Source organism: Tumebacillus amylolyticus (assembly GCF_016722965.1).
GTDB classification, from domain to species: Bacteria; Bacillota; Bacilli; order Tumebacillales; family Tumebacillaceae; genus Tumebacillus; species Tumebacillus amylolyticus.
Genome location: NZ_JAEQNB010000003.1, coordinates 293,634 through 318,992, shown reverse-complemented (window position 1 = coordinate 318,992; position 25,359 = coordinate 293,634). Strand labels below are relative to the sequence as shown.

21 protein-coding genes are annotated in these 25,359 nt (G+C 46.5%); 14 read left to right on the top strand and 7 right to left on the bottom strand.

The features are described from left to right. The first annotated feature begins 91 nt into the window (after window positions 1–91). Complete coding sequence (locus JJB07_RS11545) at window positions 92–1,273, top strand: acyltransferase (protein WP_201635129.1); 1,182 nt, start codon at window positions 92–94, stop codon at window positions 1,271–1,273. A gap of 44 nt (window positions 1,274–1,317) precedes the next feature. Here JJB07_RS11545 and JJB07_RS11540 read toward each other — a convergent pair whose 3' ends face one another. After that, complete coding sequence (locus JJB07_RS11540) at window positions 1,318–1,983, bottom strand: oxidoreductase (protein ID WP_201635127.1); 666 nt, start codon at window positions 1,981–1,983, stop codon at window positions 1,318–1,320. Window positions 1,984–2,058: 75 nt separating this feature from the next. Between JJB07_RS11540 and JJB07_RS11535 the strand changes: the two genes are divergently transcribed. The 8 genes from JJB07_RS11535 to JJB07_RS11505 all read left to right on the top strand — a co-directional run bounded on the left by JJB07_RS11535 (window position 2,059) and on the right by JJB07_RS11505 (window position 10,886). After that, entirely contained in the window at window positions 2,059–2,430 is a 372-nt protein-coding gene (locus JJB07_RS11535) for a DUF6864 domain-containing function (protein WP_201635125.1), read from the top strand. Window positions 2,431–2,541: 111 nt separating this feature from the next. Continuing rightward, the gene (locus tag JJB07_RS11530; RefSeq protein WP_201635123.1) at window positions 2,542–3,843 is read left to right on the top strand and encodes a methyl-accepting chemotaxis protein; all 1,302 of its coding nucleotides are present in this window, start codon (window positions 2,542–2,544) and stop codon (window positions 3,841–3,843) included. Between the two features lie 121 nt (window positions 3,844–3,964). After that, window positions 3,965–5,149, top strand: coding sequence for an acyltransferase (locus JJB07_RS11525; RefSeq protein ID WP_201635122.1), 1,185 nt, complete (start codon window positions 3,965–3,967; stop codon window positions 5,147–5,149). A gap of 267 nt (window positions 5,150–5,416) precedes the next feature. Then, window positions 5,417–6,604 carry a helix-turn-helix transcriptional regulator gene (locus JJB07_RS11520; protein ID WP_201635119.1) on the top strand — a complete coding sequence of 396 codons (1,188 nt, stop codon included), beginning with the start codon at window positions 5,417–5,419 and terminating at the stop codon, window positions 6,602–6,604. After that, on the top strand, window positions 6,604–6,732 hold the full coding sequence (locus JJB07_RS24225; RefSeq protein ID WP_283809106.1) for a hypothetical protein: 129 nt from the start codon (window positions 6,604–6,606) through the stop codon (window positions 6,730–6,732). Before JJB07_RS11520 ends, JJB07_RS24225 begins: the two co-directional genes overlap by 1 nt. A 211-nt stretch (window positions 6,733–6,943) precedes the next feature. Beyond that, window positions 6,944–8,230, top strand: coding sequence for a helix-turn-helix domain-containing protein (locus JJB07_RS11515; protein WP_201635117.1), 1,287 nt, complete (start codon window positions 6,944–6,946; stop codon window positions 8,228–8,230). A 266-nt stretch (window positions 8,231–8,496) separates the two neighbouring features. Continuing rightward, the gene (locus tag JJB07_RS11510; protein WP_201635115.1) at window positions 8,497–9,864 is read left to right on the top strand and encodes a DNA cytosine methyltransferase; all 1,368 of its coding nucleotides are present in this window, start codon (window positions 8,497–8,499) and stop codon (window positions 9,862–9,864) included. Between the two features lie 74 nt (window positions 9,865–9,938). Next, window positions 9,939–10,886, top strand: a complete 948-nt coding sequence (locus JJB07_RS11505; protein WP_201635113.1) for a hypothetical protein — start codon at window positions 9,939–9,941, stop codon at window positions 10,884–10,886. A 38-nt stretch (window positions 10,887–10,924) separates the two neighbouring features. Here the strand turns inward: JJB07_RS11505 and JJB07_RS11500 are convergent, their stop codons facing one another. From JJB07_RS11500 to JJB07_RS11490, 3 genes are all read right to left on the bottom strand, one after another. Next, window positions 10,925–11,551: a hypothetical protein gene (locus JJB07_RS11500; RefSeq protein ID WP_201635111.1), complete on the bottom strand. Its 627-nt coding sequence runs from the start codon at window positions 11,549–11,551 to the stop codon at window positions 10,925–10,927. 43 nt (window positions 11,552–11,594) lie between these two features. Further along, window positions 11,595–11,951 carry a hypothetical protein gene (locus JJB07_RS11495; RefSeq protein ID WP_201635109.1) on the bottom strand — a complete coding sequence of 119 codons (357 nt, stop codon included), beginning with the start codon at window positions 11,949–11,951 and terminating at the stop codon, window positions 11,595–11,597. 174 nt (window positions 11,952–12,125) lie between these two features. After that, window positions 12,126–12,569: a peptidylprolyl isomerase gene (locus JJB07_RS11490; protein WP_201635107.1), complete on the bottom strand. Its 444-nt coding sequence runs from the start codon at window positions 12,567–12,569 to the stop codon at window positions 12,126–12,128. Between the two features lie 124 nt (window positions 12,570–12,693). Here JJB07_RS11490 and JJB07_RS11485 point away from each other — a divergent pair, with 124 nt between their 5' ends. The 5 genes from JJB07_RS11485 to JJB07_RS11465 all read left to right on the top strand — a co-directional run bounded on the left by JJB07_RS11485 (window position 12,694) and on the right by JJB07_RS11465 (window position 22,087). Further along, entirely contained in the window at window positions 12,694–13,665 is a 972-nt protein-coding gene (locus JJB07_RS11485) for an S-layer homology domain-containing protein (protein ID WP_201635105.1), read from the top strand. A 161-nt stretch (window positions 13,666–13,826) separates the two neighbouring features. Beyond that, on the top strand, window positions 13,827–16,310 hold the full coding sequence (locus JJB07_RS11480) for a UvrD-helicase domain-containing protein (protein WP_201635103.1): 2,484 nt from the start codon (window positions 13,827–13,829) through the stop codon (window positions 16,308–16,310). Further along, window positions 16,310–18,910, top strand: coding sequence for a PD-(D/E)XK nuclease family protein (locus JJB07_RS11475; protein ID WP_201635101.1), 2,601 nt, complete (start codon window positions 16,310–16,312; stop codon window positions 18,908–18,910). The genes JJB07_RS11480 and JJB07_RS11475 overlap by 1 nt, the downstream gene beginning before the upstream one ends. 23 nt (window positions 18,911–18,933) lie before the next feature. Further along, entirely contained in the window at window positions 18,934–20,646 is a 1,713-nt protein-coding gene (locus JJB07_RS11470; protein WP_201635099.1) for a UvrD-helicase domain-containing protein, read from the top strand. A 325-nt stretch (window positions 20,647–20,971) separates the two neighbouring features. Then, the gene (locus JJB07_RS11465; protein WP_201635097.1) at window positions 20,972–22,087 is read left to right on the top strand and encodes a DNA cytosine methyltransferase; all 1,116 of its coding nucleotides are present in this window, start codon (window positions 20,972–20,974) and stop codon (window positions 22,085–22,087) included. A 34-nt stretch (window positions 22,088–22,121) separates the two neighbouring features. Here the strand turns inward: JJB07_RS11465 and JJB07_RS11460 are convergent, their stop codons facing one another. The 3 genes from JJB07_RS11460 to JJB07_RS11450 form a co-directional block, all read right to left on the bottom strand. After that, window positions 22,122–23,759 carry a restriction endonuclease gene (locus tag JJB07_RS11460; RefSeq protein WP_201635095.1) on the bottom strand — a complete coding sequence of 546 codons (1,638 nt, stop codon included), beginning with the start codon at window positions 23,757–23,759 and terminating at the stop codon, window positions 22,122–22,124. A 1-nt stretch (window position 23,760) separates the two neighbouring features. After that, window positions 23,761–24,108, bottom strand: a complete 348-nt coding sequence (locus JJB07_RS11455) for a hypothetical protein (protein WP_201635093.1) — start codon at window positions 24,106–24,108, stop codon at window positions 23,761–23,763. A gap of 278 nt (window positions 24,109–24,386) precedes the next feature. Further along, window positions 24,387–25,328, bottom strand: a complete 942-nt coding sequence (locus JJB07_RS11450) for an alpha/beta hydrolase (protein ID WP_201635091.1) — start codon at window positions 25,326–25,328, stop codon at window positions 24,387–24,389. Window positions 25,329–25,359: the final 31 nt, after the last annotated feature.

Genomic DNA, 25,359 nt, shown 5'->3' with positions numbered 1-25,359 from the left:
TCCCGAAACTGCCAGAGGTTACTCCTATTGAAGCTTGTCGAAAAAACAGATAGGATGAAGACGCGTACATGCTTTGTGGCAGGAGGAACTTATGGAGAAAAAAGTCAGGCTCAATGAAATCGGGCATCTGCGGTCGGTTGCGTTTCTCGCGGTCGTGACACAACATGCGATCGGCATGTTCACACGCACGGCGGGGGTCAATTTGTCCGACTTGGTGGTGCTGTCGGTGCTGTTCAACTTGGTGAAATTTGCGGTGCCGATGTTTGTGTTTATTACGGGACTTGTGATTTTTTATAACTATTATGAAGAGCTGAAGTTGGGTTCGTACCTGTACAAACGAGTGCGGGAGATCATCGTGCCGTACTTGATCTGGTCGGTTTTCTACTATATGTACTGGGCGTACGACGCGGCGGGGCATTCGTGGCGGGAGTTTCCGAGCATTTTGTTGACCGGCTCGGGCTACTATCATCTGTGGTTCGTGGCGATGATCTTCCAGTTCTACCTGCTGTATCCGCTGTTTCGTCTGCTGTTCAAGTGGTTGAAGTCCGTGATGAAGTCGGAGCGGATCGTGATTCCGTTCCTGCTCGTGTTGACGGGCGTGTTCATCGTCTGCACGCAGTTCATCGTCTCGCACAGCGGAGAGTGGCATTCGAACATCTTCGGCTTGCGGGGGATGTTGAATTATGTGGATCGTACGTTCCCCGTTTGGTACTTGTACTTTGTAATCGGCGGTGTCGCGGCGATGTCGATCACGAAGTGGCGGGCTTGGATGGAGAAACTGCAAAGCTGGAACTATGCGGTGTTCGCCGTGACGCTTGGGTGGGTGACCTACCAGTTGGCGAGCGGGATCGTGCCGAACGCCAAGCCGCCGCATGACGTGGCGCTGTGGATCGGGATCTCGAATTCGTTCAAAGCATCGATGATTCTGTTCACGCTCTCAAGCTTTGTGTTGCTGTATCAGATCGCGATGCGCTTGAGTGCGAAACGCAACCTGCTGACGAAACTCTCCGATCTGATCGGCAAGTATTCGTACGGCACGTTCCTCGCCCATGCGTTCCTGCTCGATGTGGTGTACAAATGGGTGAAGCCGCTGCCGGTGCTCACCCACGCTTGGAAAGCGGTGGTTGCGATGATCGTGACTACGGTGCTGGCAGTTCTGGTGACGATGGCGATCTCCAAGATTCCGTTCCTCGGGTCGTTGATCGTCGGGACGACCGGCAAGCGCAAGAAGAAAGTTGTCGTCGCAGAAGAAGCAGTCAAAGCCGGTGCTTAAAAAAAGAAGCCGAACACGCGCGGGCGCGTGGGCGGCTTTTTTTTCTAACGTCCAAGGGTTTGGAGTTGGTCGGATTCGTAGACGCGCGTGCCCTGTGAGGGGGCTTCCAGCGCGATACGAAGCATGGCGCGGGCGACGGTGCGGCCTTGGATGGCGCGGTATTTTTTCGGAGTGGCGAATGTTAGAGCTTTGGCGAATACGGTGCCGATGCGCTCTCCCAAACGAAACTCCGGTCGGTCGCCGAGGAGGAGCGAGGGGCGGAAGATGTGCAGAGAGGGCAGGTGCAAGGCTTGGAGGTCGCGTTCGACTTCGCCCTTGACGCGGTTGTAGAAGACTTTCGAGCGGGGGTTGGAGCCCATCGCGGTGATGATCAGGAATTTTTCGGCATGTTCGTTTTGCGTGGCGAGTTTCGCGAGTTCCAGCGGGTAGCTGTAATCGACCTTGCGAAAGGCGTCCTGCGACCCGGCTTGTTTGATCGTGGTGCCGAGGCAGCAGTAGATGTGGTGGGCTTCTTGGATGTCAGCGGCCGAGGTGGCGAGGTCGTCGAAGTTCACGGTGATCTGGTGAAGTTTCGGGTGTTGCAACGTGAGCGGGCGGCGTACCAGAACGGTGACGCGCTCGTACTCGGGATGTTGCAGGAGTTCATGGAGGAGTTGACTTCCCACGAGTCCGGTGGCTCCCGCGATCAGGGCTTTTTTCAAATGGATCATCTCCCGTACTAGCTGTGATTTCGTTTGCATATACTCTACCAATTCGAAGGATAGATTGATAGGGGGCGTTTGCGCATGCTGGGTCAAGTGGAATTGAAGGTCGGGAATTATTCGGTGTTGGACAGCGGGAGTGTCATGGTGTATGACAACGAGCCGTTGGAGTTCTGTCTGGACGACGGCGACGGCAAGTTGACGGTACGGTGCGTGTTCGAGGAGATCGAAGACGTCGAGACCGGGCGGCTCCTCGAAGGGGAGAGCAGCGACAACGAGAGCACGTGGCGGTTCGTGAACTTCAACTCTCGGTTGGGCATCGGGAGCCGAAAGCCGGTGGAAGTCGGCGTGTACAACGAGCGCAAGTTGTACCTCAAGTATTTCATCTCCACGCCCAAGAATGCGTACAAAGTGTTTCATTATACGTGGTATCTGGGCAAGGTTGCGCGCGGATAGGGAAGAGAGGGGGCGGAGAGCTCCCTCTCTTTTTTTCGTTAATCTACAGTTCATGAAGACGTGATATAGTGATGATATGGTACAAAAATGGTGTTGAAGGGGTAGGGAACGATGAAATTTACAATACGAAGAAAGTTGCTAGCCGGTTATTTCATTGTGGCCTTTTTGATTGTGGTCATTGGCGTTGGGTCCACGGAAGGATTTCTGCAGATTGCCAGCACTGCGGAAGCCGGCGGGGATGTGGCGCCGTTGATTCATCAGAACATCGTAATTACGGCGACGCTGTGCATCGTGACGTTGGTGTTGCTGGTTGTGATCGGTTCGGTTCTGGCGCGCATCATCGTGAAGCCGATTCGGGTTGTCTCGAAGCGGATCGATCACATTGCGTTGGGCGATTTGACGGCGGAGGAGATCCAACTCAAAAACCGTGACGAGATCGGCGATCTGGCGGCCTCCATCAACGTGATGACGAGAACTCTGCGCGGTCTGATCGGAGAAGTCGAAGGAGCCGCCGTGCAGGTGGCGTCGTCTGCCGAACAGCTCTATGCCTCCGCGCAACAATCTGCGCATGCCGCCGAGCATTCGGCCGTCATCATGCAAGAACTCGCAGACGGCACCGACAAGCAAGTCCGAAGCATCGAGGAAACGGACCAAACGGTCCGCGAATTGACGCTCGGCATCCAACAAATCGCGGCGAGCTCGCAAGGGGTCACCTCGATCTCCATCCAAGCGTCTGCCGTTGCGCAGGAAGGCACGGACTCGATTCAGAAAGCGATCCAACAGATGCACTCCATCTCGGCCGGCGTGAGCATCTCGGCGGAGAACATTCAGAACTTGAGCGAGCAAGCGAAAAATATCGGCCAGATCGTCGCCACCATCGAAGGCCTCTCCTCGCAAACGAATCTGCTCGCCCTCAATGCCGCCATCGAAGCGGCGCGGGCGGGGGAGCATGGGCGCGGGTTTGCGGTGGTTGCAGATGAAGTTCGCAAATTGGCGGAGCAGTCCACCCACTCCGCGCACCGGATCGCGGAGTACATCCACAGCATCCAGAACGAGATTCAGAAAGCGGTCGACGCGATGAAACAAGGAACTGAGGAAGTGACGGTCGGGATTCAAGTCGTCCATGACGCCGGGACTTCGTTCGAGAAGATCAAAGGCGTGGTGGCCGAAGTGTCCACGCAAATCCAAGAGGTCTCCGCCGCCGTGCAACAGATGTCGGCCGGCGCGGACCAAGTGTTGCATTCAGTTGACACGATCAAGGTCGTGACGGAACAAACGGCCGAAGCGACGCAGAGCGTCTCGGTGTCGAGTGAACAGCAACTCGCTTCGATGCAGGAGATCACCGCTTCGTCGTCGTCCCTTGCCGAGATGGCGGAGCTCTTGGACGGCATGATCAAGAAATTCAAAGTGTGACGTGGAAACGTCTCGGCCCTTTGCGGGTCGGGGCGTTTTTTCATGGGGGATTGAAGCGCGGGGGGATTGCGACTACACTAGAGGGGTCAATTTTTGCAGAAAAATGTCGTGGAGAGTGGATATGAACAAGAAATTGAGGTTGCATGAAATTCCGCATCTGCGCGCCCTTGCGTTCATCGGGGTGGTCGTGCAGCATGCGATTGGGATGTTTTCTCGCAGCGAGGGTGTGCAGGCGTCCGATCTGATGGGGTTGGGTGTGCTGTTCAACTTGGTGAAGTTTGCCGTGCCGCTGTTTGTGTTTATGACGGGACTTGTGATTTTTTATAACTACTACGAAGAGTTGAAGGTCGGGTCGTACCTGGTCAAGCGGGTGCGCGAAGTGATTGTGCCTTATCTGGCGTTTACGGTGTATTACTACTATTTCTGGGGCGCAGATCATGCGGCGCATACGTGGCGGGAGTTTCCGAGCGTGTTTTTGACAGGCTCGGGGGCGTATCATCTGTGGTTTGTGGCGATGATCTTCCAGTTTTATCTGCTGTATCCGGTGTTTCGCCGGGCGTTTCAGAAGTTGCAGCCGGTGATGAGTCGGGAGAGAGTGCTCATTTCGTTCCTCGTCGTGTTGGTTGGCGTGTTTATCTGGGGGACGGAGTGGGTGATCGGGCACAGCGGGCAGTGGAAATCGGATGTGTTCGGGATTCGCGGCGTGCTGCATCATTTGGATCGGACGTTTGTGGTTTGGTATCTGTACTTCGTGCTCGGCGGGGTCGCTGCGATGTCGATTGGCAAGTGGCGGGCTTGGGTGGCGAGGATGCAGAGATGGAACCTGTATGTGTTTGGCCTGACGCTTGGGTGGGTGACGTTGGAGCTGTCGAAGGGGATTCAGGGCGGCACGATGGACCTCGGGGTCTCGCATTCGTTTAAGGCTTCGATGATTTTGTTCACGCTGTCGGCGTTCGTGTTGCTGTATCAGGTGGCGATGCGGATGAGCGTGCGGGAGAATTGGGCTACGAAGGTTTCGAATCTGCTTGGGAAGTATTCGTATGGGACTTATTTGATGCACGTGTTCTTCTTGGACAAGTTGTATTATCAGGTGAACAAGTGGATGCCGGGAGTGTTTCCGGTAGGGAAGGTCGCCGTGGCGGTAGTTGGGTGTGTGGGGCTGTCGTTGGTGGCGACGATGGTTATTAGTAAGGTGCCAGTAGTTGGGTCTCTACTGGTGGGTACTGCGGGAGGGAGGAAGAAGAAGGTCGGGTCTGTCGAGGCTGTGCCTGCGGGGCCGTCGGGGTTGAAGGGCGGCGGGGTGTAGGGGTAGGTAGGTTGGATTGTATTTTTGGAATGAAAAGCTGGTCTCCTCGGATGAGGGGGCCGGCTTTTTTGTTGAAGTGTTTCTGAGAATGGGTCTTGGATTACACGGGAGTATAATTATTTTAACTATATAAATAAAAGTATCAGTCTATTGTACTTGTCGTCTGAATTATATATGCAAATTGGGTGGGAATGATTATAATTATGGAGTTGTGATTATTCAAAGTTTATTTATGGTTTTTATAAGACTCGTCGGAGGTCAATTTCGATGTCTACTGTTGAGCATATACTAGATACCGATCTGAACCGGATTCCTCTGGTTCGACGGATTCTAGAACTTATGAACGAGAAAGGCGATGCTTTTACCATTCGGGGCTTTGCTTCTCGTCTGGGGATCAGTCGCGAATATCTGCGACTAATGACCACGGGGGAGAGGCCGATTTCTCCTGCGATGTTGGAAAGGATCGCGCATGGGTTAGGGGTTACAGTTGAGCGGTTGAAGCAGAAGGATACGGTGAAGCAGGAGCAAGATTTGCAAGTTTTACTAAACGGGAAACGAAGAACCAAAACCACACTAGCAAGAGCCAATAAACTTGCAACAGAGCTTATGGGGGTTGCTTTCGGGGCTACTGAACGTGCGTACAGTCTAAATAATTTAGGACGTGTCCAGTATCTGCAAATGAATTACGAAGAGGCCCATCGAACCTGGTTACGAGCATTGGACTACGCGAAGACGTTACAAACGGATTATGGTGATAGCCACCTCCTTCACCTTGTTACTGCGAACCTGATGATTACTCATATCATTCGAAAAGAGTATACAGGCATTGAGGACATGCTGTCTCTCGTGGAAGGTGTATTCGCTGATCATCCAGAGGCATTAGGGCTGGCTCAAAGTGCTCGTATGAAGATGCAAGAGGAACGCGGAAATCTGGACCTTGCAAAAGCACATGCATATCGTGCTCTTGAATTCTTCCAGAAAACTGATAATGAAAAGCAGATTGGCACAGCACTCATTAATGTAGCGTATATCGAGTATCTCTTAGGGAACTATGATAAGTCCTCAGAGGTGTTACGTTCCGCGATCGATGGTATACGGGAGTACGACGATATCCTGATCCATGTAGTAAAAGATTACGTCAAAGCTCTGATGAAAAAGCGTGACTATCAAAAGGTCGTTGAGATCGTAAAGGAGTACGAAACACTTGCGAAAGACTTCCCTGACTTCTCGGGAAGACTCAAAATTATGTATTCCGTTGCCGCTGATGAACCTTCTATCGCTGAGTCTGTGGCAAACAATAAGGATATGAGTTATCAAGTTCGTCACTGGGCTTGCAAGTGCCTCATGGAATATTATTATCTGAAAGGTGATGCTGATTCAGCGATTCGGTACTATGAAAAAGTTCGAATTTACTCAAATACAAAAAGTGAGTTTCTTGATGAGGAGGGGTTCTGATGAAGAAAAAAATCACTGCGGGCCTGCTGCTTGTGGCAGTAGCGGGACTTCTGTGCACGATTGGCTACACAAACAAAACGGCTGATTGGAGACCGCCTGAGCCGTTGAGTATTGTGTTCTATCAGTAGGCAAGTAGAAAGCTGTTGATTCGAAATAGCTCCTCGCAAAAGTCATTTGCGAGGAGCTTTATTTTGTTGAGGGGCGGAAGTGGTACTTGTAGTACTATTAGTGATTGTTGGTTCAATACAAACATGGCAACAATTTGTAAACGAATAGAAATCAATTTTATGACCTGTTGCTTTATTGTGATTACAAGAGATAAATAATAGGAGTGATCACATGGAAACATTCGGGCAACGTTTACGACTATTACGGATGAAGAAAGGGCTGACGCAGACTCAACTTGCGGAGGGCATTTGTACGCCGTCTATGCTTTCACAGGTAGAGGGGGATAAAGCGAGACCTTCCTATCATATTCTTGGGAAGTTGGCTGAGAAGTTGGAGATTCCGGTGGATGAGCTGATCGGGAACTTGGAGTTGAACTTAGTACTCATCAGCGAGTACCGGCTGGCGAAGGGGATTTTGTCCTCCGGAGAGTACTCGGTTGCACTGCCTATGCTTAAAAATGTCATCGAGCGAAACAACGGGAAGCTCGATTTTTTTATGATCCGATATGATTACGGGTTCTGTCTCTTGCAGTTGAACATGTTGAAGGAAGCAGAGGAGCAGTTTGAGCAACTGCTGGACTACGCGAATTCGAACAGTGGCAGCCCGATCATGGCTGTACGGGTGATGTACATGCTCGGGCAGATTGAGTTGAAGAGACGGCGGTATCAGATCGCGGAGCATTATCTGTCTAAGGCATTGGATCAGTTGCGGATGTATGAGGTGAAGGATGTTCATCTGCAATGCTCGTTGTTGCTGACGTTGGGTGAGGTGCAGTTGAAAGCTGGGCAGACGAAGCAATCGGTGGTGACTCTGCAATTGGCTGTGCCGATTTTTAATGAGCGGGAGGATTTGCAGGGGTTGGGGTCGCTGTACATGAAGCTCGCGCAGACTTCGCATGAGGCGGGGGAGTATGAGCAGGCGACAGACTTTGCACAGCGGGCGACGTGGTGTTATGAGCGGATCAATGACCGTGGGGAGAAGTTGGTGCTTGAAGTACGTCTCGCCGTTCTGCAGAGGGAGAAGGGGAAGTATGACAAGGCGGTAGAGGCGCTTCGTGGAGCTGTAGCGGAGTTCCGGGGTATGAAGCGAGAGGAAGACGCAGGGATCGCGCTGACGGAGCTGGGGAGGACTTATCTGTTGGATGGGAAGCTCGATTTGGCTGAGGAGGCGTGTCAGGGGGCGAAAGTTCTGCTGCCGACGGTGCATTTGTATCAAGCGTGGGTTTCGAGGACGCTGGCCGGGATCGCGAAGGTGAGGAATCAGCAGGCGGTTGCAGTGAAGTATTTGACGCAGGCGGCGGATTGCTTTAAGTTGACGGATTGTCAGGCGGAGTATGAGGAGACGATGTTTGAGTTGTCGAGGTTGTATGATGAGGGAAATGATTGTAGGAATGCGTTGAGGGCGATGAATGAGATGTGGTTGGGGCGGAGGAAGGAGAGGCGCGGGGTGGTGCTTTAAATAGCGCAAATTAGTTGGTGGCGTCATACCAATTCATAGAAATGCTGTTACTAAAAAAGCTGAGCCAATCTGGTTCGGCTTTTTGCTGTTTTTGCTAGGAGTTCAATAACTAGAATTGCCTTTATTTGATCGAAAGAACAGGTTATATATCAGAATTATTGGGTGTCATAAAATGCTATGATTTAGGCCTGGACAAATCGATGGTTTTCTAGGATAATAGGCAGTAACCGAAAGTACGTTCGAATCAAAAACAAGAGGTGTCAGACATGAAGCCGTTAGCAATCGATTTATTTTGTGGTGCAGGAGGGATGAGTGAAGGGATCCTCCAAGCAGGATTTCATATCGTTTTTTCTAGTGATATCAATGAAGATGTGAAAAAAACCTATACGGAAAGACATAAACAACTCGGCCTTATCGACGGTGTGAACACGCATTTTGAGCGAGCGGACATTAGGGAACTGACTATAGACAAAGTGGAGAAAGCCATTCGAGGTCTTCAAATGTTTAAGGGACAAGAATTTCCCGAAATTGATGCGGTCTTTGGTGGACCACCTTGTCAGGGGTTTAGTCGTGCAGGTAGGAGAGACAAAAATGACCCACGTAATCAATTGTTCAAGGAGTATGTTAGGTTGATTAATGACATTCAGCCTAAGTATGTAGTGATGGAAAACGTTGAAGGTTTTTTAGATACTACGCTTGATAACTTTGTAGGAGTTACCGAGAGGCAATACCCAGATAATTCGTTAGTTCCAGATATTCTTAGAGATGAGTTTCATAGTATTGACTATGTTACACTCCCTCCACAGCTCCTAGATGCTTCTAATTATGGGGTACCTCAACGAAGACGAAGAGTAATTTTTATTGCATACCGTAACCGTGAGGGAGAGAGGTTAGTAGTCCCAAGGTACCCTGATCCGACTACGCCTGATAATGACCAAAAGGTATCAGTGGAGGAGGCTATTGGTGACCTAGTGTTTGGAAAGCAGTGTGAGGCAATTGGGTTCTCTGAGTATCAGAACGAATCTAGGAAGGGAAGAACCTTAACTGTGGATGGTGAATCAGTACCAAATCAAGGCCTCATTCACAACCATGAGTTGTCCCGACACACTGCGGTTGTAAGGGAGCGATTCTCCCTTTTCCGTGAAGGGGAGTCCGCTGCGCAGGTCGCAAAGCGCGTTCTTGCAGAGGGCATAGACCTGAGAAATTATCCTAACTTATTAAAAGAGTGTGCTAAAAAGCTAGAAAGCAAGTACGATTTCAAGTTTGTGTATGACTCTTTCAAAACAGGGAAAGTGACACAAGAAATGCTTCAAGTATTGCTTACGAAGAAAAATAGTAGGACTCGATTGGAACGCAATAATCAATCTCCTACAATGGTAACACTCCCTGATGACTTTATTAGTTCCTTTGAGGATCGTATTCTTTCTGTAAGAGAGATGGCGAGGCTGCAATCGTTTGATGATAGTTTTGTTTTTGAGGGCAAGAGAACAACAGGAGGAGATCGAAGGAAATTGGAAGTTCCGCAATATACTCAGGTGGGGAATGCAGTACCTCCTTTGCTAGCAAGAGCTTTTGCATTGGAAATAAAAAGGGCAGTTGATCTAACTAAAGAAAGCTTAGCACCCCAGTGCTAAGCTTTCTTTTTTTTGACAAGAATAGTAAAATAGGAATGCTTGGTATCGAAAAATAGTAAGTTGGGGTGGAAGATATGTCACAAAATATCTGTGAATTTCTTAGGGAGTCTGTAATAAGAGATCTTCTAAAGCTTAAAACGGTGAAGAAGTGCTGGCCGATTTGGGAAAAGGCGATTTTGAAGAACATAACTCCTTTAAACGAAACAAAAGTTTTAGGATTAGGGGACTCTCTAAGTAGTATCTTTGAATTGACAGGAAAAAAAGGAAGAACACAATCAGATGTCTCCGGCGGAGGAACAGCATGGGAGGCATTAGTATGCTGGTATCTGAACCTCTGTTTGATAGGAAGTAGGACAGTTGTCGTCAAGCACTCAAAAAAATGGCTTCCAAAACCAGTGAGTGATGCTATTACTGTGACTTATAGTAATTTCCCTTCAAATACCGAATCTGATTTGATTGCAATAACGTTCCCGGATCGACAAGAATATTCTATAGATAAGGATTTAATTAATGTATTGGATGTTGAAGGGCAACTAGTTCCAACCATTACGGGGAAGAGTAAGAAAAAGTATAACTATAACAAGGTTATCAATAGTTTGCTTGAAAAACACTTGTCTGAATGTGAAATAGGCATTATTCAATGCAAGACTAATTGGAACGACAACTCCCAGATCCCAATGCTGTGGGACATGATTTATGCCTCAAAAGGGTTTAAAAATAATATTAATGTTGGGACGGAAGGGTTCTCGATCCATCAGGTAAAAAAATTCACTTACTCGTTTGTAACGGTACCAACTAATAATCATTCTAATTTTAAGGAAACTAGCACTCCAGTAAAACGAGTGCAGAATATCTCAGGAGGAAACTACTGGGGGCGAGCTTCAAAGGCATCGGTAGTTTTGTCGATTAAAGAGATTTTCAATAAAAATTTTACATCTGGCTCCTCAACTGGTTTGAGAGATCGCCTTAGAAATGAATTGCAATTTCTTGGTAATAAGTATGAATATTTTAGTGTTCATTGAAACAGTAAAAACACCCATCGGATAGATGGGTGTTTTTACTATTTAGACTGTCTACGTATAAATAAACCTTTATTTCTAGCTAACATCGAATAGGTATCTAGCATTTTTTCATCTAAACAATAGATTGGGAAACTCAGGTCATAATTTCCTACAATCACAGATTTAGATTTAATAAAGAAGAAATTTGAAAAACAAAGCTCTCGGGTGGACAATTGGATCAGTAAAAGTATTTGGTCGTAATTTGTAATTCTGAAGACCTCTGGTTGGTTTTCTTGCTTCCATGAGCAAACCAACTTCCTTAAATTAATCATATTTTTTCTATCTAAAGATGAAAGTATTAACTGCAACTCAGGTCCGTTTATTTTTGAAAGTTTCGGAGAGTAGGCATAAATAGGAAAGTGGTCATTATCATCTAGTGCAGCTTTGAAAAAGGACAAATATTTTTTTTCTGTCATTCTAAATCTAGAGGAGTTAATTTCGAAATTTAATAAACGTGCAGCTTCTTCTTCCGAGAGCTGACTTGGATATTGATCAAGAATTCCGACGCTGAAAATAGTTGGTCTTTCAATTTCTTCTATGTCTACTCTTCCGTACAAGGCAAGTAATGAGTTAAGTTCGGTGTCTGATGCTGATTCGAGAAAAAAATCTATATTTTTGGAGAACAAAATAATAACCCCCTGTAAATAATTATAAAACCAATTGAAACGATTATTTCTTTCTTCTTAGAACTGTACCATCTTTTCCTAGGGTCCAATAGCCTTTTTTCCCTTTTTGTTTTAATTTCCAATAACTTCCTCCGTGGGTTCCATTCCCTGAGTTTACTGCTCTATCTTTTTCTAGTTCAAATTGCCCAAGTGATCCACCACTCTTTTGAAGTAATGGAATATTGACCTTGCCATTATTAAGCAAATATTTCGGGATGTGACATTGGGTATTACTGTTGTGAATTTGGGATTTCTTATCATTTTTTATTAAAAGGTAACAAACTTTCTCTCGGAAAGGGAAACGAAGAAGTTGTGCGAGTATCAGCCTAAGTTTTAGAATATGTAGTACTGCATCTGTCATATATAAACCTCCTCTCTGTCACGTTCATTTCCCACCGAATCAGTCTAACCAAAAATCCTTTTTTCATACTAGTCGCTTTGTGACTTCTAATAGCAAAAATACACAATGAAAAGATCTTTCCAATAAAAATAAAAAGACCGAGTCTGTCTTGACTCGGTCCATTTCTATGGCAAATTACGCCTCGTCTACAACCTTCACACTCTTCATCTTATCCCCTTGCTTAATCCCATCAATGAGTTCCTCACCAACCAGGATCTGACCAAACACCGTATGGTTTCCATCCAGATGAGCGGTCGACTGACGATCATGCACGATGAAGAACTGCGAACCACCGGTATCACGACCAGCGTGAGCCATGGAGAGAGCGCCTTTTTTGTGTTGGTGCGGGTTGTTCTTCACTTCGCACTTGATGGTGTAGCCCGGGCCGCCGGTTCCGGTGCCTTGCGGGCAGCCGCCTTGAGCGACGAAGCCCGGGATGACGCGGTGGAAGGAGAGGCCGTTGTAGAAGCCGTCGTTTGCCAACTTCTCGAAGTTCTCTACAGTGCCCGGAGCGTGTTCGTTGAACATCTCAAATTCCATGGTGCCGCCTTTTTCCAGTTCGATGATCGCTTTTTTCATATGTATTCCCTGCCTTTCAGTATGTGGGTTCGTTACCATTATACACAAACGAACGGCCCTCGTAAAAAGGGACAAGTTCCCGTATCCTTTAGAGTGCATGGGGAACTGATTTAGGAGGAATGTAATGAGAAAGTTCGTACAACTCTGCCTGTCAGCAGCCACCACAATAACCATGCTGACGGCATTTGCAACCGAAGCCGGAGCGGCCACATCCTTTCCGTTCCGCGACATCCAGAACTCATTTGCTAAGTCTCAAATTCTCGACCTCTACAACCGTGGAATTATCGGGGGTGACGGGAACGGCTACTTCCGGCCGACCCAACAGATCACCCGCGCTGAATTTGCCACGATGTTGTTGAAGGCCAAGGGAATTCCCGCCCCATCGGCGGATAGTTATGAAGGCACGTTTCGCGACGTCCCGCGGGGAGAATGGTTCACGCCTTACGCGGAAGCATCCTATCGGCTGGGCGTCACGAGTGGGAAGGGAACTGGACTGTTCCAACCTTCCGATCACCTCACACGCGAAGAAATGGTCAAAATGGCCGTCAACGCACTCGGTCGCGATTCTGAAACCGCACGCCATCTGAGCTACGCGGCTTACAGTTCTGCGATCAACAATTTTGCGGACCGGGGGACCATCAGCTCATGGGCTGTGAAACCGCTGGCGTACGCGATCCAGCAAGGCATGTTGTCCGGCAGAAGTGCCAACGAGATCAAACCGCAAGACACCGCGACTCGCGAAGAAGTCGTGGCTTTCCTGTCCCGCTCGCTGGTTCCGCATCCTAAGGGCACGAACCTCATCCCGGTTTCGCGTGGCAACTTGCCTTTCTTCGATAAAAAGGGCGCTGTTGCCACCGCCTACACCCACAGTGGGGCTCTTTCCTCCATCGGATTGCAAGTGCGTGAAGGTCTCGTCGCAGTCGACCCGGCCCAGATCCCACTCGGGTCGCATCTGTACATCCCAGGCTACGGCTACGGCATCGCAGGGGACACGGGAGGCGATATCAAGGCAGCCCGCGTGGACCTCTTCAAGGACAGCTACACCGCTGCGATCCAGTTCGGACGGCAGGATGTGAACGTGTTTGTTATTGATTAGAGAATATAGATATATTCACGTAGAGACTGCCATTCCTATGGCGGTCTTTTTTTTGTTGAATGATTTAGCAAAGAGATCATTTAAGTCGAATTGGAGGGGGAAATAGTTGTGATGTCGAAATATGTTTTTGGATGGAATAAAAATCAAAGGCAGGAGAAGTCATGACTACTGCATTAATTACTACCGAATCACCAAGGCATTCTTTACTTATATATACTGTTGGAAATTCTCACGGGATTTTGTCAGAAGCTGAAATAGTGGAACTCCTGCGAAAGGGAATCAAGGTCTATATCCTTTCGAGTGTATCTGGGCATTCGTGGTCAACTGCAACGGATTTGTACGAAGGGGAACTACTTTTTCAATATGAATTTGAAACGCCACTTAATTCAAGCGAGTCTATAACGATTATCGACGGAATCATGACGGAGGATGACAAAGAGCGTCTGATAGAGCTCGCTTACAATTTCCCGGATTTTAATCTGGAACAGTACTTGGTTGAACACAGTCCTGCTGACAAACATCTGGCGGTCATGGCGGGCGCAGGTACTGGAAAAACAACAGTTATGATGCAACGGATCTTGTTTTTGCTACACACCACGAATGTTGCTCTTGATCAAATTGTCTTGCTGACGTTTACAAAAGATGCAGCACAGCACATGTTCCATAAATTGCGGAATGTTTTTCATACTCGTTACAAATTAACAGGTAAGTTGATATACCTTCGTGGAATGGAACAGGCCGGAAGGATGCAAATCTCCACGATTTCCTCGTTCGCAAAAAAGCTCTTGAAAGAAATGGGGGCTGTTCTTGGGTTTGGTCAGGAAGTACAGATTCGATCTTTTATTTTGGAAAGGAGAGCGTTAATCGAGAGGTTTCTCGATGAGTATTGGACGAATGAGGTTGAGAACAATTCTATTGCCTCTAAGTTGAGCGGTTATCGGATGTACGAACTTGTTGAACAAATCGCTTCATTTTGGGAGGAGATGGAGAAGAAAGGTTTCGTGGGCGAGGATGTTAGCGCATTAGAATGGGGCGAGGCTGACAGCTCTTCGAGAAATTTCAATCAATTGTTTAGAGACCTGTTCTCGGTTGGTGAAGAGCAGTTTCAGAAGATAAAGCGTGATGAAAATGCGATTTCCTTGAATGATCTAACTCGTCAAATCGATTTAATCTCTCGTGAAAATGTGTCGTTCGAGAACTTGAGTAATAAAATTAAATATCTATTTATTGATGAGTTTCAAGATACGGATGAGACTCAGATTAGATTGGCTGTAGTACTACAACAGGCATTTAAGTCTATTTTGTTTGTTGTAGGGGACATTAAGCAAAGTATTTATCGGTTCCGTGGAGCCGATGAAACTGCATTTCAGACATTAGAAGATCGATTGCATGAAATAGGAGAGTTACTTCGAACGCTACCACTGAAGAAAAATTATCGAACACATCAGGCTGTTCTGGAACAGTTAAACCTATTTTTCAAATCTTGGGGTGATCAGGAACACCTTGTTTATTCTGAAGCTGATCGTTTGATTGGTATGAATAATAAGGGACAGGGGGAACTGGTCATTGATCGAGTTTATCTTTGGCGAACCGCAAATAAGTTTATAGAGCGGGTAATAGCGCACATTAGATCGGAACGTGATAGGCAATCCGGGGACATAACGATTCTAACCCGTACAAATCAGGAAGCTCACTTAATAAAGGAGTGGTGCGATGAGGCAGGCATCAACGCGCACCTAGTTGTGGGTGGAGGATTTTTCGCTACAGAAGCTGTTCGGGATTTTAAAGTTCTACTGGGTTCCCTGTTATTTATAAATGACCCTGTTTGGCAGCTGAGCTTACGAAACACACCATATTGCCACAAGCCGATTGCCTGGACTGCTCTGGCAAAGTTTCACGGAAATTCGCAATCTGTCCTGCACCTGTTAAATGAGAACTTGCCTTATCCAGAATGGACTGATCATGTTGAAATGCTTGCCTTCATGCCAGTGTTGTCCGTCATCCGTAAAATTATCGACACCGCAAAACCAATTGAAGTTTATTACCAGCAACAATTGGAACGGCTGAGGGATTTCAATTCCGATCTGGACATTTGTGAGAGAGAGGCTCGTCTCCTTAGCATGCAGTATCAAAAGAATTTGAATCATTTGCTCGAATTGCTCCATCAACGATTTAGTAGCGATTTTCTAACACCATATTCCATTTTTAAATGGCTCGAAATTAATATCGCTACGAATCGAGATGAGGATGAGCCAGTTTTGACGAAAACTGAAGATGGTGCGCAACGACTTGAGATTCGAACCGTGCATAAATCAAAGGGTTTAGAGTTTGATACTGTGATAATTCCTTTCACAGACCGTCGGTTTTGGAGACCGAACAATGAAATTCTTTTTAGAAAAAACAAGGAAGTAGAAGTGGGTTGGAAGTTAAATAGAAGCAGCAAATCACCAGTTTATCGAAATCATTTGCATAATGATCTAAGCGATGAGGAGCAGACTGAATTGTATAACGAGGAAACTAGATTGTTATATGTGGCCTTGACCCGTTGCATCAATCGTCTCGTTGTAATTCAGATCCGTCGCAAAAAATTGTCAAAAGAAACTTGGTCGTATTTGTTGACTCTCGGGGAAGGGGGAGATGTGTAATGGCTACAAAAATGATTGCTTATGCAAATCCTTTTGAACTCGAATCCGATATGCTGGACCCTTATCGTGATGTCGTTCATATTTGCGCGACTAACAGTCTTCGCAAAGGGGTTCACTCCTTTTATCAATGTGAGAGACGCTATTTCACTGGTGTCATGGTTGGTACCGGGATGTTTTTGCGCCAGTTTTTAGGTGATTGGTCAAAGCCAAGAACAAAGCTACTTCAGTTCGCTCAACTTTCGGAGCGCCTGTTAGAACTGGAGGAGGGTGTTAGAGACCCAAAGGTACAAATGAGGTTTCGGGCGTTTCGCCGTAATCAACTTCAAGTTTTAGAAACCATGCGGGTACTGACTGAGATTGGTATAGATGTAAACCGGATCGAGGTCACGGTGCAAACAGAGGACGAGAGATTTTTTGTGGAATTATGGAAATGGATGGATCAAAATGGTTATTGGTTCAGGCGTATTCGCCATGACCTTGGAACCCGACTTCACAATCCAGAGATATTACAAACTACTCTCAAGGAAGCTCTTTGTAAATGTGATGACTTAAGCCAACATCAGAAGGACCAACTCCCAGACCGAATTGACCAAATCATTCTTCATGGCTTTTACTTTATCACCCCCTTACAGCACAGAATATTTAAGCTGTTTGAGAATGCTGGAATTGAATTGGTCTTTTTGAACCTTTATGATGAACGGTATAAAAAGACGTTTGCCCCCGTTCGCACATTCATTGAAGCGTGGGTTCCGTACGAGGACTGGAGCCATCTTCCGATTTTTGACGGACCCGAGATTTCAATGGGGGAAATGTTCGCTAATCTTTATGAATCCGATAGGCTCCAAGATACTAGTCATTCGGGATACGAAGTTACACTTAAACCACATGCAAACTTTCATAGCCTACTTGATGAATATACTGAGTATCCAAATGGCCGTGATGGAAGTGTTGAGTACTATTCTCCAGAACATGAACCATTAAACGACCGAATCATGGAATATTACCCAGAGTATTTTAAAGAACGTCATTTTCTCGCCTACCCGATCGGTCAGTATTTACTGCATCTTCACCGAATGTGGAATGAGATTAGGCAAGAGTTGATCTTGGATGAGCAAAGTTTATTCGAATGTTTTGCATCTGGGTGGTTGCGCGAAGGGGATCATAACGGAAGACAATACCTAACGGACTTGCGTGATCTGCTTCCCTATTTCCAAGGATGTCGTACGTATTGTGAGTGGGCTGAATTACTCGAGGAGCTCATTGACATGAAGAAAAATCTTAGTATGGTATGGCAACCGGTTCCCTCTTCAGAGACATCAAGTCAGCGGTTCCATGAAATGATGGGAGATCCACTCTTGCGATTTTCATTTATGAAGGTACAAGAAGATAATCTAAAAGTGGTTATCTTGCTTGTTCGTAAGTTGTGGGAGCAAGCTCTTGAATTGTTTGGTCAGAAAAATGCTCGAACATCGTTGTCAGAGCATTTTGTTAAACTCGAACGTTTGTTACAGAGTGGCTTATCTGATGAGGCGTTGCTAGAGAGTGAGAGAGCGGCATTGGAACGGCTAAGAGAAGAACTTGCTAGCCCTCGTGACGAGAAAGAAAAATATCGGGTGCAAGACTTAGCAGTAGCGATTTCATTATATCTAAGCAACGTATTCAGTGATGAGGGAGAGAGAGATCGAATGATTCGTTCATTTGATGATCTCGATGGAGTGTCGTTCCTGCAGAACAAAAGAATTCATGTTTGTGGATTGAGTGAAGAAGCATTGCCTAAAAACCAGTTTGTTCTACCTTGGCCTTTAACTCGACCCCTGCTTGAAAAACTTACTGAAATTCCTGAAATACGTATGATGCTGTACCGAGATAAGTATTCATCTGAATTTGCAAGGTATTTGTTTTATCATGTACTAGCCTTTTCGCAAGAACCTGTTTCACTTTCTTGGATGCGTGATTGGGGTGGAAAAGACCTCGAAGAATCTGTATATGTAAAAGTGCTAGGATTGCCGGTAAGTGAGGAAGCGAGGAGCATTGAGTCAACGCAATCTAAGATTGAGATGCCTTTGCAAGAAGAATTTGAAATTGCATACAATTATATGGAAGGGTATCCAATAGATGCCGTTGCAGAGCATGAACTTTGTCCTCGAAGATTTTTTTACAGTTATCTTGCAAAGCCGTTCCCTACCTACCAGAGCGAGTTCCACCACCAGTTTTTGATGGCAGCAATGTTTATGTTGTATCACGAACTTACAGATCGTGATGACGACGAGGCTTTTGATCAAATTCATAAACTGTTTCCGCTTTGGACCGATATTAAACTGCGGGATATTCAGACCTATGCGGACAAAATTAGGGATGGTGTTGTGGAATCAGGAAGTGATAGGTTTGAAGATAGGGAATACTCGAGAATCCGAAAGCAATTCCATTTCTTAAAACCAATGCGTCAATTAAATGCTTATAAGCAAGGTGGCTACGAACTACGTATAGGTCTTGAGGGTGATCGGCACTTGATTTTGAGTGCCAAACCTTCATCGGAATGCAAATATTGCCCTCATCTGTCCGTATGCACAAATGGATTGCATCCAATTGATGAATCGTGAACGAATGGAATGGTGGTGAAACAATGAAAGCTACTTTTTCAACCGAGTTCTGGTCTGCGGTAGCAGCTGGATGGGCTTCTCCTGACGAAGGAGCAGCCCGTCGTAAACGAAAAATGGACTACACAGTACAAATGGAAACGTTGGATGGTTGGATGGAGAACATCCAACTAAGTTCCCAGCAATTAGATGTAATCCGTCAACAAGATAACCGCATGGTAATCAATGGTTCGGCTGGGAGCGGCAAGACTCTAACACTTTTGTACAAACTCCTTCGAGCTATGGAAGTCGATGAAGCTGGCAAGAAAATGCTGTATATTGCGTTTAGTTTGCCTCTCGTACAAGATGCGAAAAATAAGCTAGCAGAGTCGCCTAAATACAAGGAACTCAGTTCTCAGAGCAAGCATGAAGTGCAAGTTCTGACGTTTCATGAGTTGGCTTCGAGTGCTCTTAGAGAAATTGATCCAGATATTACAAAGTTTTATACAAACCAAATCGGGATACACAAACGTTCAGAGCGAACTATTCAAAGAACTCTTGCTTTTATCAACAAATTTATGTCTCAAGAGAACGAAAAACTTCCGCAAGGTCAGCGATTGTATCAAACTCATCGAAGCGTGTTTTTTACAGACGAAGTCCTATGGATGAAGGCGAACGGTTTTGTAACTGAAGAATCGTACCTAAATTGTGACCGAATTGGACGAGGTAGTGTTCCACGTCTAACCAAGGAGCAAAGAAAGACGATCTTTAAATTGTTCCAAGAGTATCATAGAGATCGGGATGCCAGATTTGGGAACGATCGTTTTGATGCCGAGGACTACGCTATATATTTATTGGAAAAAATTAGTGAAATGGAGGATGATGAAAAATACGATTACATCTTCGCCGATGAGATGCAAGACTTACAACCTATGCAAATACTCGCGCTGCATCTTTTGTGTAAATCGACTGGAAAGTTGATCTTGGCGGGAGATCCGAAACAACGCATTTATAAACGTAGTCCAGTTACGTTGCGCCATATGGATATCGATGTAGAGGGTCGCCGAACTCGATACTTAAAAGTGAACCATCGCTCTACAAAACAAATTATGAGGTTGGCTGGGTCACTTGACTTCCAAGATACAGATAATGATCGTGAAGAAGTCAGGCATATGTCACTACGAGAAGGTGATAAACCGCTGATTCGTAGTTTTAAACAGGATAAGGATTTAGCTTCATGGTTGGTTAAGCAGATCGAAGATCTCTGCCGAGACGAGCCAAGTAGCCGAATTGCGATTGTTCATCGTTTTGATGACGATGCTATGGCTGTCAAAGAATCTGTTGTTCACAGCGAGTTGCAGAAATTGTTTTATGTACGTAATGCAAACGAATACCATAGATTTGTATATAAGAAAAATGACCGCACCGTGTTTTTTGCAGATGCATTTAGTGTGAAAGGCTTGGAGTTTGATTACGTATTTCTCCTGCATTTTGACAAGCATCACTACCCTCATAAAAGGGAAGTTCAAAAGGTAAATGAACGTTTTCATGATGATCGAACGTCAGAAGAGTATATGAAAGACTTGCACACTGTTCATAACGATGAGAAGAAAGTACTTTATGTGGCTCTCACGAGAGCTCGAAGGAAAGTAGCTTTGCTTTTTACTGGTGATGTTAAGAACATATCACCGTATGTACGAGAATTCGTGACTCGGGACTATGAACATTATGGATTCAACAAGAGAGATTTGTTCTCTTGATTTTGAGCAAATAGTCTATTGATTTATGGTGCGGTATCATGTTTTTAGATGTGCTTTGGAGTCCTTTTTAATAGGGCTCCGAGCACTTTTTTTGTTTTACGGAAGCGGTAAAGCCTGATCAAAGAATCGGGTGTTTTCGCATTGGAAAAGATATCTCTTGCTTTTAGCTTGCTAGATTGGTAAATTAAAACCGATCACATGTTCCCTGTTTCATTTTTCCGGTTTGATTTTCCGGGAGGAGATGGCTTGGGAATGTCGAAGTATGACGTCTGAACTAAATTTGTACTCTTTGGTGTGACATCATGACATAGATGGGGTGTTGAGCATGATCTTTAAAATGGGCGAGATATTCAACGGCCCCGGCGGTTTAGGGCTGGGTTCGAAGATGGCCCATCTGGAAGAACGGCCAGACTTCAAAATCAAGCACGTTTGGGCAAACGACTATGACGCAAGTGCGTGTGAAACGTATGAGCATAACATTCTTCGTGACGAGCCAGATGCTAAGGTATATCACAAGCCTGTTCAGGAGCTTGAAATTGAAGAGTTGGAGAATATCGATGCATTTGCATTTGGGTTCCCCTGTAACGATTACAGCATTGTTGGGGAGCAAAAAGGGATTCAAGGAGAATACGGCCCACTCTACTCGTATGGGGTAAGGGTCATAAACCATCATAACCCGAAGTTTTTCGTTGCCGAGAATGTCGGAGGCCTGCAAAGCGCCAATGAGGGGAAAGCCTTTATTAATATCCTTCTTGCACTGGAAGACGCTGGGGAGTGGGGATACAGACTGACTCCGCATCTCTACAAATTTGAAGAGTACGGTGTACCTCAAACCCGACATCGCATCATCATCGTGGGTATTCGTAAAGATTTGGAGGTTGACTTCCGAATTCCGGCTCCAACCACAAAGGACCGATATGTTACAGCACGTGAAGCGATCGAAAACCCTCCGATCCCAGATGATGCGCCAAATCACGAGATGACCAATCATGCACAGAAGGTCATTGAGATGTTGAAGAACATCCCGCCTGGTGAAAACGCATGGTATGAAGGGATTCCTGAACACCTTCGTTTGAATGTCAAAGGCGCGAAGTTGAGCCAGATCTACAAGCGACTTCACCCGGATAAGCCGTCTTATACGATTACAGGTAGCGGTGGCGGTGGTACCCATGTCTACCATTGGGCAGAACCGCGAGCGTTAACCAATCGAGAGCGAGCAAGACTCCAGACGTTCCCCGATGATTTCGAGTTCAAAGGGAAAAAAGAAAAAGTTCGTCAACAAGTTGGGATGGCCGTACCGCCTGCCGGTGCGAAGATCATCTTCGAGTCGATTTTGAAGTCGTTCGCGGGTATTCCCTACGATCACCTTCCAGAGTCGGATTGGTGGAATGGACTTGGGATTGACCTCAACAGAAACAACCAACTCGCCATGCAATATTAAAAAGGAGGCCGACATGGCCTCCTTTTTTACGTGATTATGAAGTTTCGACAGGGAGTTGAGCGTGATCCAAGAACGTGGAGAGGTTGGAGTAGCCTTGGTTCTTGACAGCTCGAAGGAACATTTGAACACGTACATCCTTTGGAATGTCATTTTCAAGACAGTAGTCGAGGAAGCCCAAGAGGACGCCAGCGCTAATGATAAACCCAGGAATCGTTCGGTCGGGAATCGCTCGTTTGGCAACTTCAGTGATCTTCGGAAGTTGTTTGTCTCCCGAGAATTTATCTGCCGTTACGTAACCAAAGAATCCAATCTTCCGGCCCAACGAGCCCTCATAGTTCGGAATGTAGTCGGACGCCATGAGAGAGCGGAATGTGGAGCTGAGCAGGAATTTGTTGCTGTGGTAATTCTTTGCGTCGATGATTCCGCAGAATTGGTCTCCATAGAGGGCGAGAATTTCAATCTTGGTCAGGTCTGAGGTAACAGGTTTGGGACGCATCACAATTTCAAACCCAATGGATTCTAGAATGTGACCTGTCTGGTCTTCGAATTTGAGGTGGTTACTTTGTTCCATGTAATCAGAGACAAAGTCGGGTTCCAGCCGTGCGTATTCTGGATTTGAGAATTGAGCCGCATATTTCTTCGCTTCACGCGGAGAGAATTCTTCTAGTAAGATTTTTTCCAATTGGTCAGTGCTCAGATCGGCGATGACCGGGTAATCTTTGAGCACCTCCATCACTTCACGCAACGTCTTCGCTTCGTTCGTAGCCGGAGGTACAGAACCAAGACGGTTTGCCTTGTAACTGGTAATGTCTAAACCGTTGTTCTCCGCCATGCGCTCTAAGGAAATTTTGTATCGGGTGTTGAATGGATATCTTGCATCAAACCATGAAAGTTCGGTGGAGACATCCTGACTGTTTGCGGGCTCGATACGAATGGTTGATTGACCGCGCAAATACTCGACAAGACCTGTATACTCAGCAATCAACATAAAGGTATGCGCGACATCAGAGTGGGCAGCGATAAAGCCTCGGGCTCCATTATCTGAACGTTCACGGTGATCGTAAGTGGCCGCAATATCTTGACGGATGAGTTGTTTTTCTTGCGGGCTTGCCGTTCGAAAAGCCAAAATACTCTGGACGACATCCGGCACTTCGTCGTCTTTTTTAGCTTTCAAGGCAAACAGAGTGATCTCTTCCTTGGTCAGATAGTAGTCCAGTAATTTTTGATTGGTTAGGTGGATGAGGAATCGAGCTGGGCGAATCTGAAAACCTTCCTCAAACTTCGGTTTAAAACCGGATTCGAGGAAATAGGCGTTCGGAATCTGGAGCGTGAGGATCTGCTTCTTAATGTTTTCGCGAACGTTATCTCTTCGAATAATGGCTTCCCCGACCTTTGTAGGGACGAGATAGCCCTTATCGTTGAGATAGCAGTAGCTAAACGTTCGAAGCAACGCTGCCCAAGTACGTCCACCTGAACCAGACTCAGACACGTGCTCTCTTTTTACCTCAAGATTGACCAGTTCTTCTTCGTACTTTTTTTGAATCGGACGATTTGCCCGCCAACGCTCTTCAAAGTTATTTGTAGCAGTTTGAAGGGCGATCAAGCCTTTACGATGAAACTTGGGGTCACGCTCTGGGCGTGGTAGAAACCATAACTTCCGATCTTCAGACATCTTATTCCTCCTCTTGCGATGAATAAAGCGACATCAATGACTCATAGGCGAGAACTTCCTCTGAGTCGTGGGATAACGAACCTCTACGTAAAAGTCCATCGACATGGGCTCGTAGCCCTTGGAAAAATGCGATCTCCCGTTCTGCAACATCTGGAACTTCGAACGTGGACATTTGAATGCTTATCTCCAACATCTTGAGAAGTTCAGGATCTAGAAGCCTAGAGAAATCGAGTTGTTCCTCTTGGCCTCGTTGCTCAAGGATTTGTTGTATACCGTACCAGTAACGAAGGAAACTCGACATATGCATATCTTCAACTTGGGTGAATGATTTGCTTAATGCGTTCTCCATCTTTCCGGCCTCTGTGCTGATTTGCACATGAGTCATCCCGAAGTGCTTCATTTCCCGGAGGAGATTGTTGTTGAATTTCGAGACAAGCACTTTGTGTAACAGTTTTTGCAATGCTTTCTTATCGATCTGATGTCGTCTCGGAATCTGCCTCACCTCTTTCGTGTAAGGTTATTGTATCCGAGGAGTTGCGAACTAAAATTACCTCATGAGGTAATAACGACGGACAAAATGAAAAAACACTCAATTCGCACTTGGCGACTGAGTGTTTTTTCATTGTGCTACAAATTCCTTTCAAAAAACCCCACAACCTTATCCAAATACTCCACCGGCTCAAACTCAAACGTCTGCACATGATCCGCCGGTGCAATCGACCACAACTCGGTTTTGCTCCCATGTATCGCCTTGATAATCTTCTCACTATTACTCACATCAATCGCCTTATCCCTCTTCCCATGAATAAACAAAATCGGCCGATCCCGCAGTTTCTCCGCACTTCCCACCGGGCTCACCTCAGAAGTCTCATGCCCGGTCACCAACGGAATCTCCCACATCATCAACGCAGTAAACGGGAAGTTCGGCAGATGCGACCAATAAGGCAGATTCTCGTGCAAGTAATCCGTCAAATCCGCAAACGGACTGTCTGCAATCACAGCCTTCACCTCCGGCGCATCGGCCGCCGCAACGAGCGACGTCGCCGCGCCCATCGAATACCCCATAAACCCAATACCCTTCCCGCCGTACCCTTGCGATTCTGCAAATTTCAACGCGGACAGCAGGTCATTTTTTTCCTCAGCCCCGACCGTTGTCTTGCTCCCGTCCGACATCCCCGAGTTCCGGAAGTCGAACATCAGCACCGAAATTCCGTGCTCCACCAACGCTTTCGCCGTCGGTAGCGCGGGTTTGTCCCCGACGCGATTGCCCGTGTACCCGTGCGACATGATCACGAGCTTGTCATTGCCCCCGGCCGGGAGGAACCACCCGCTCAATTTCGTTCCATCTGCAGAAGCAAACGTCACATCTTGATACGCCATCTCGAGCATCTCCGGATTGATCGTCACCGGACGCTTCGCAGGATGCGTCAAACTGTAACACACATACCCCGTAAACCCCGGCACCGCGAGAAGCAGCAGCACCAGCAGGGCAAGACCCACGCGCAACGGCGTGATCCGCCGACGACGGCGTCGATACGAAGAAGGTTGTAAAAGTGGATTGGTTTCCATGATGAGTTCACCTAGTTTTCTAAAGAATGTG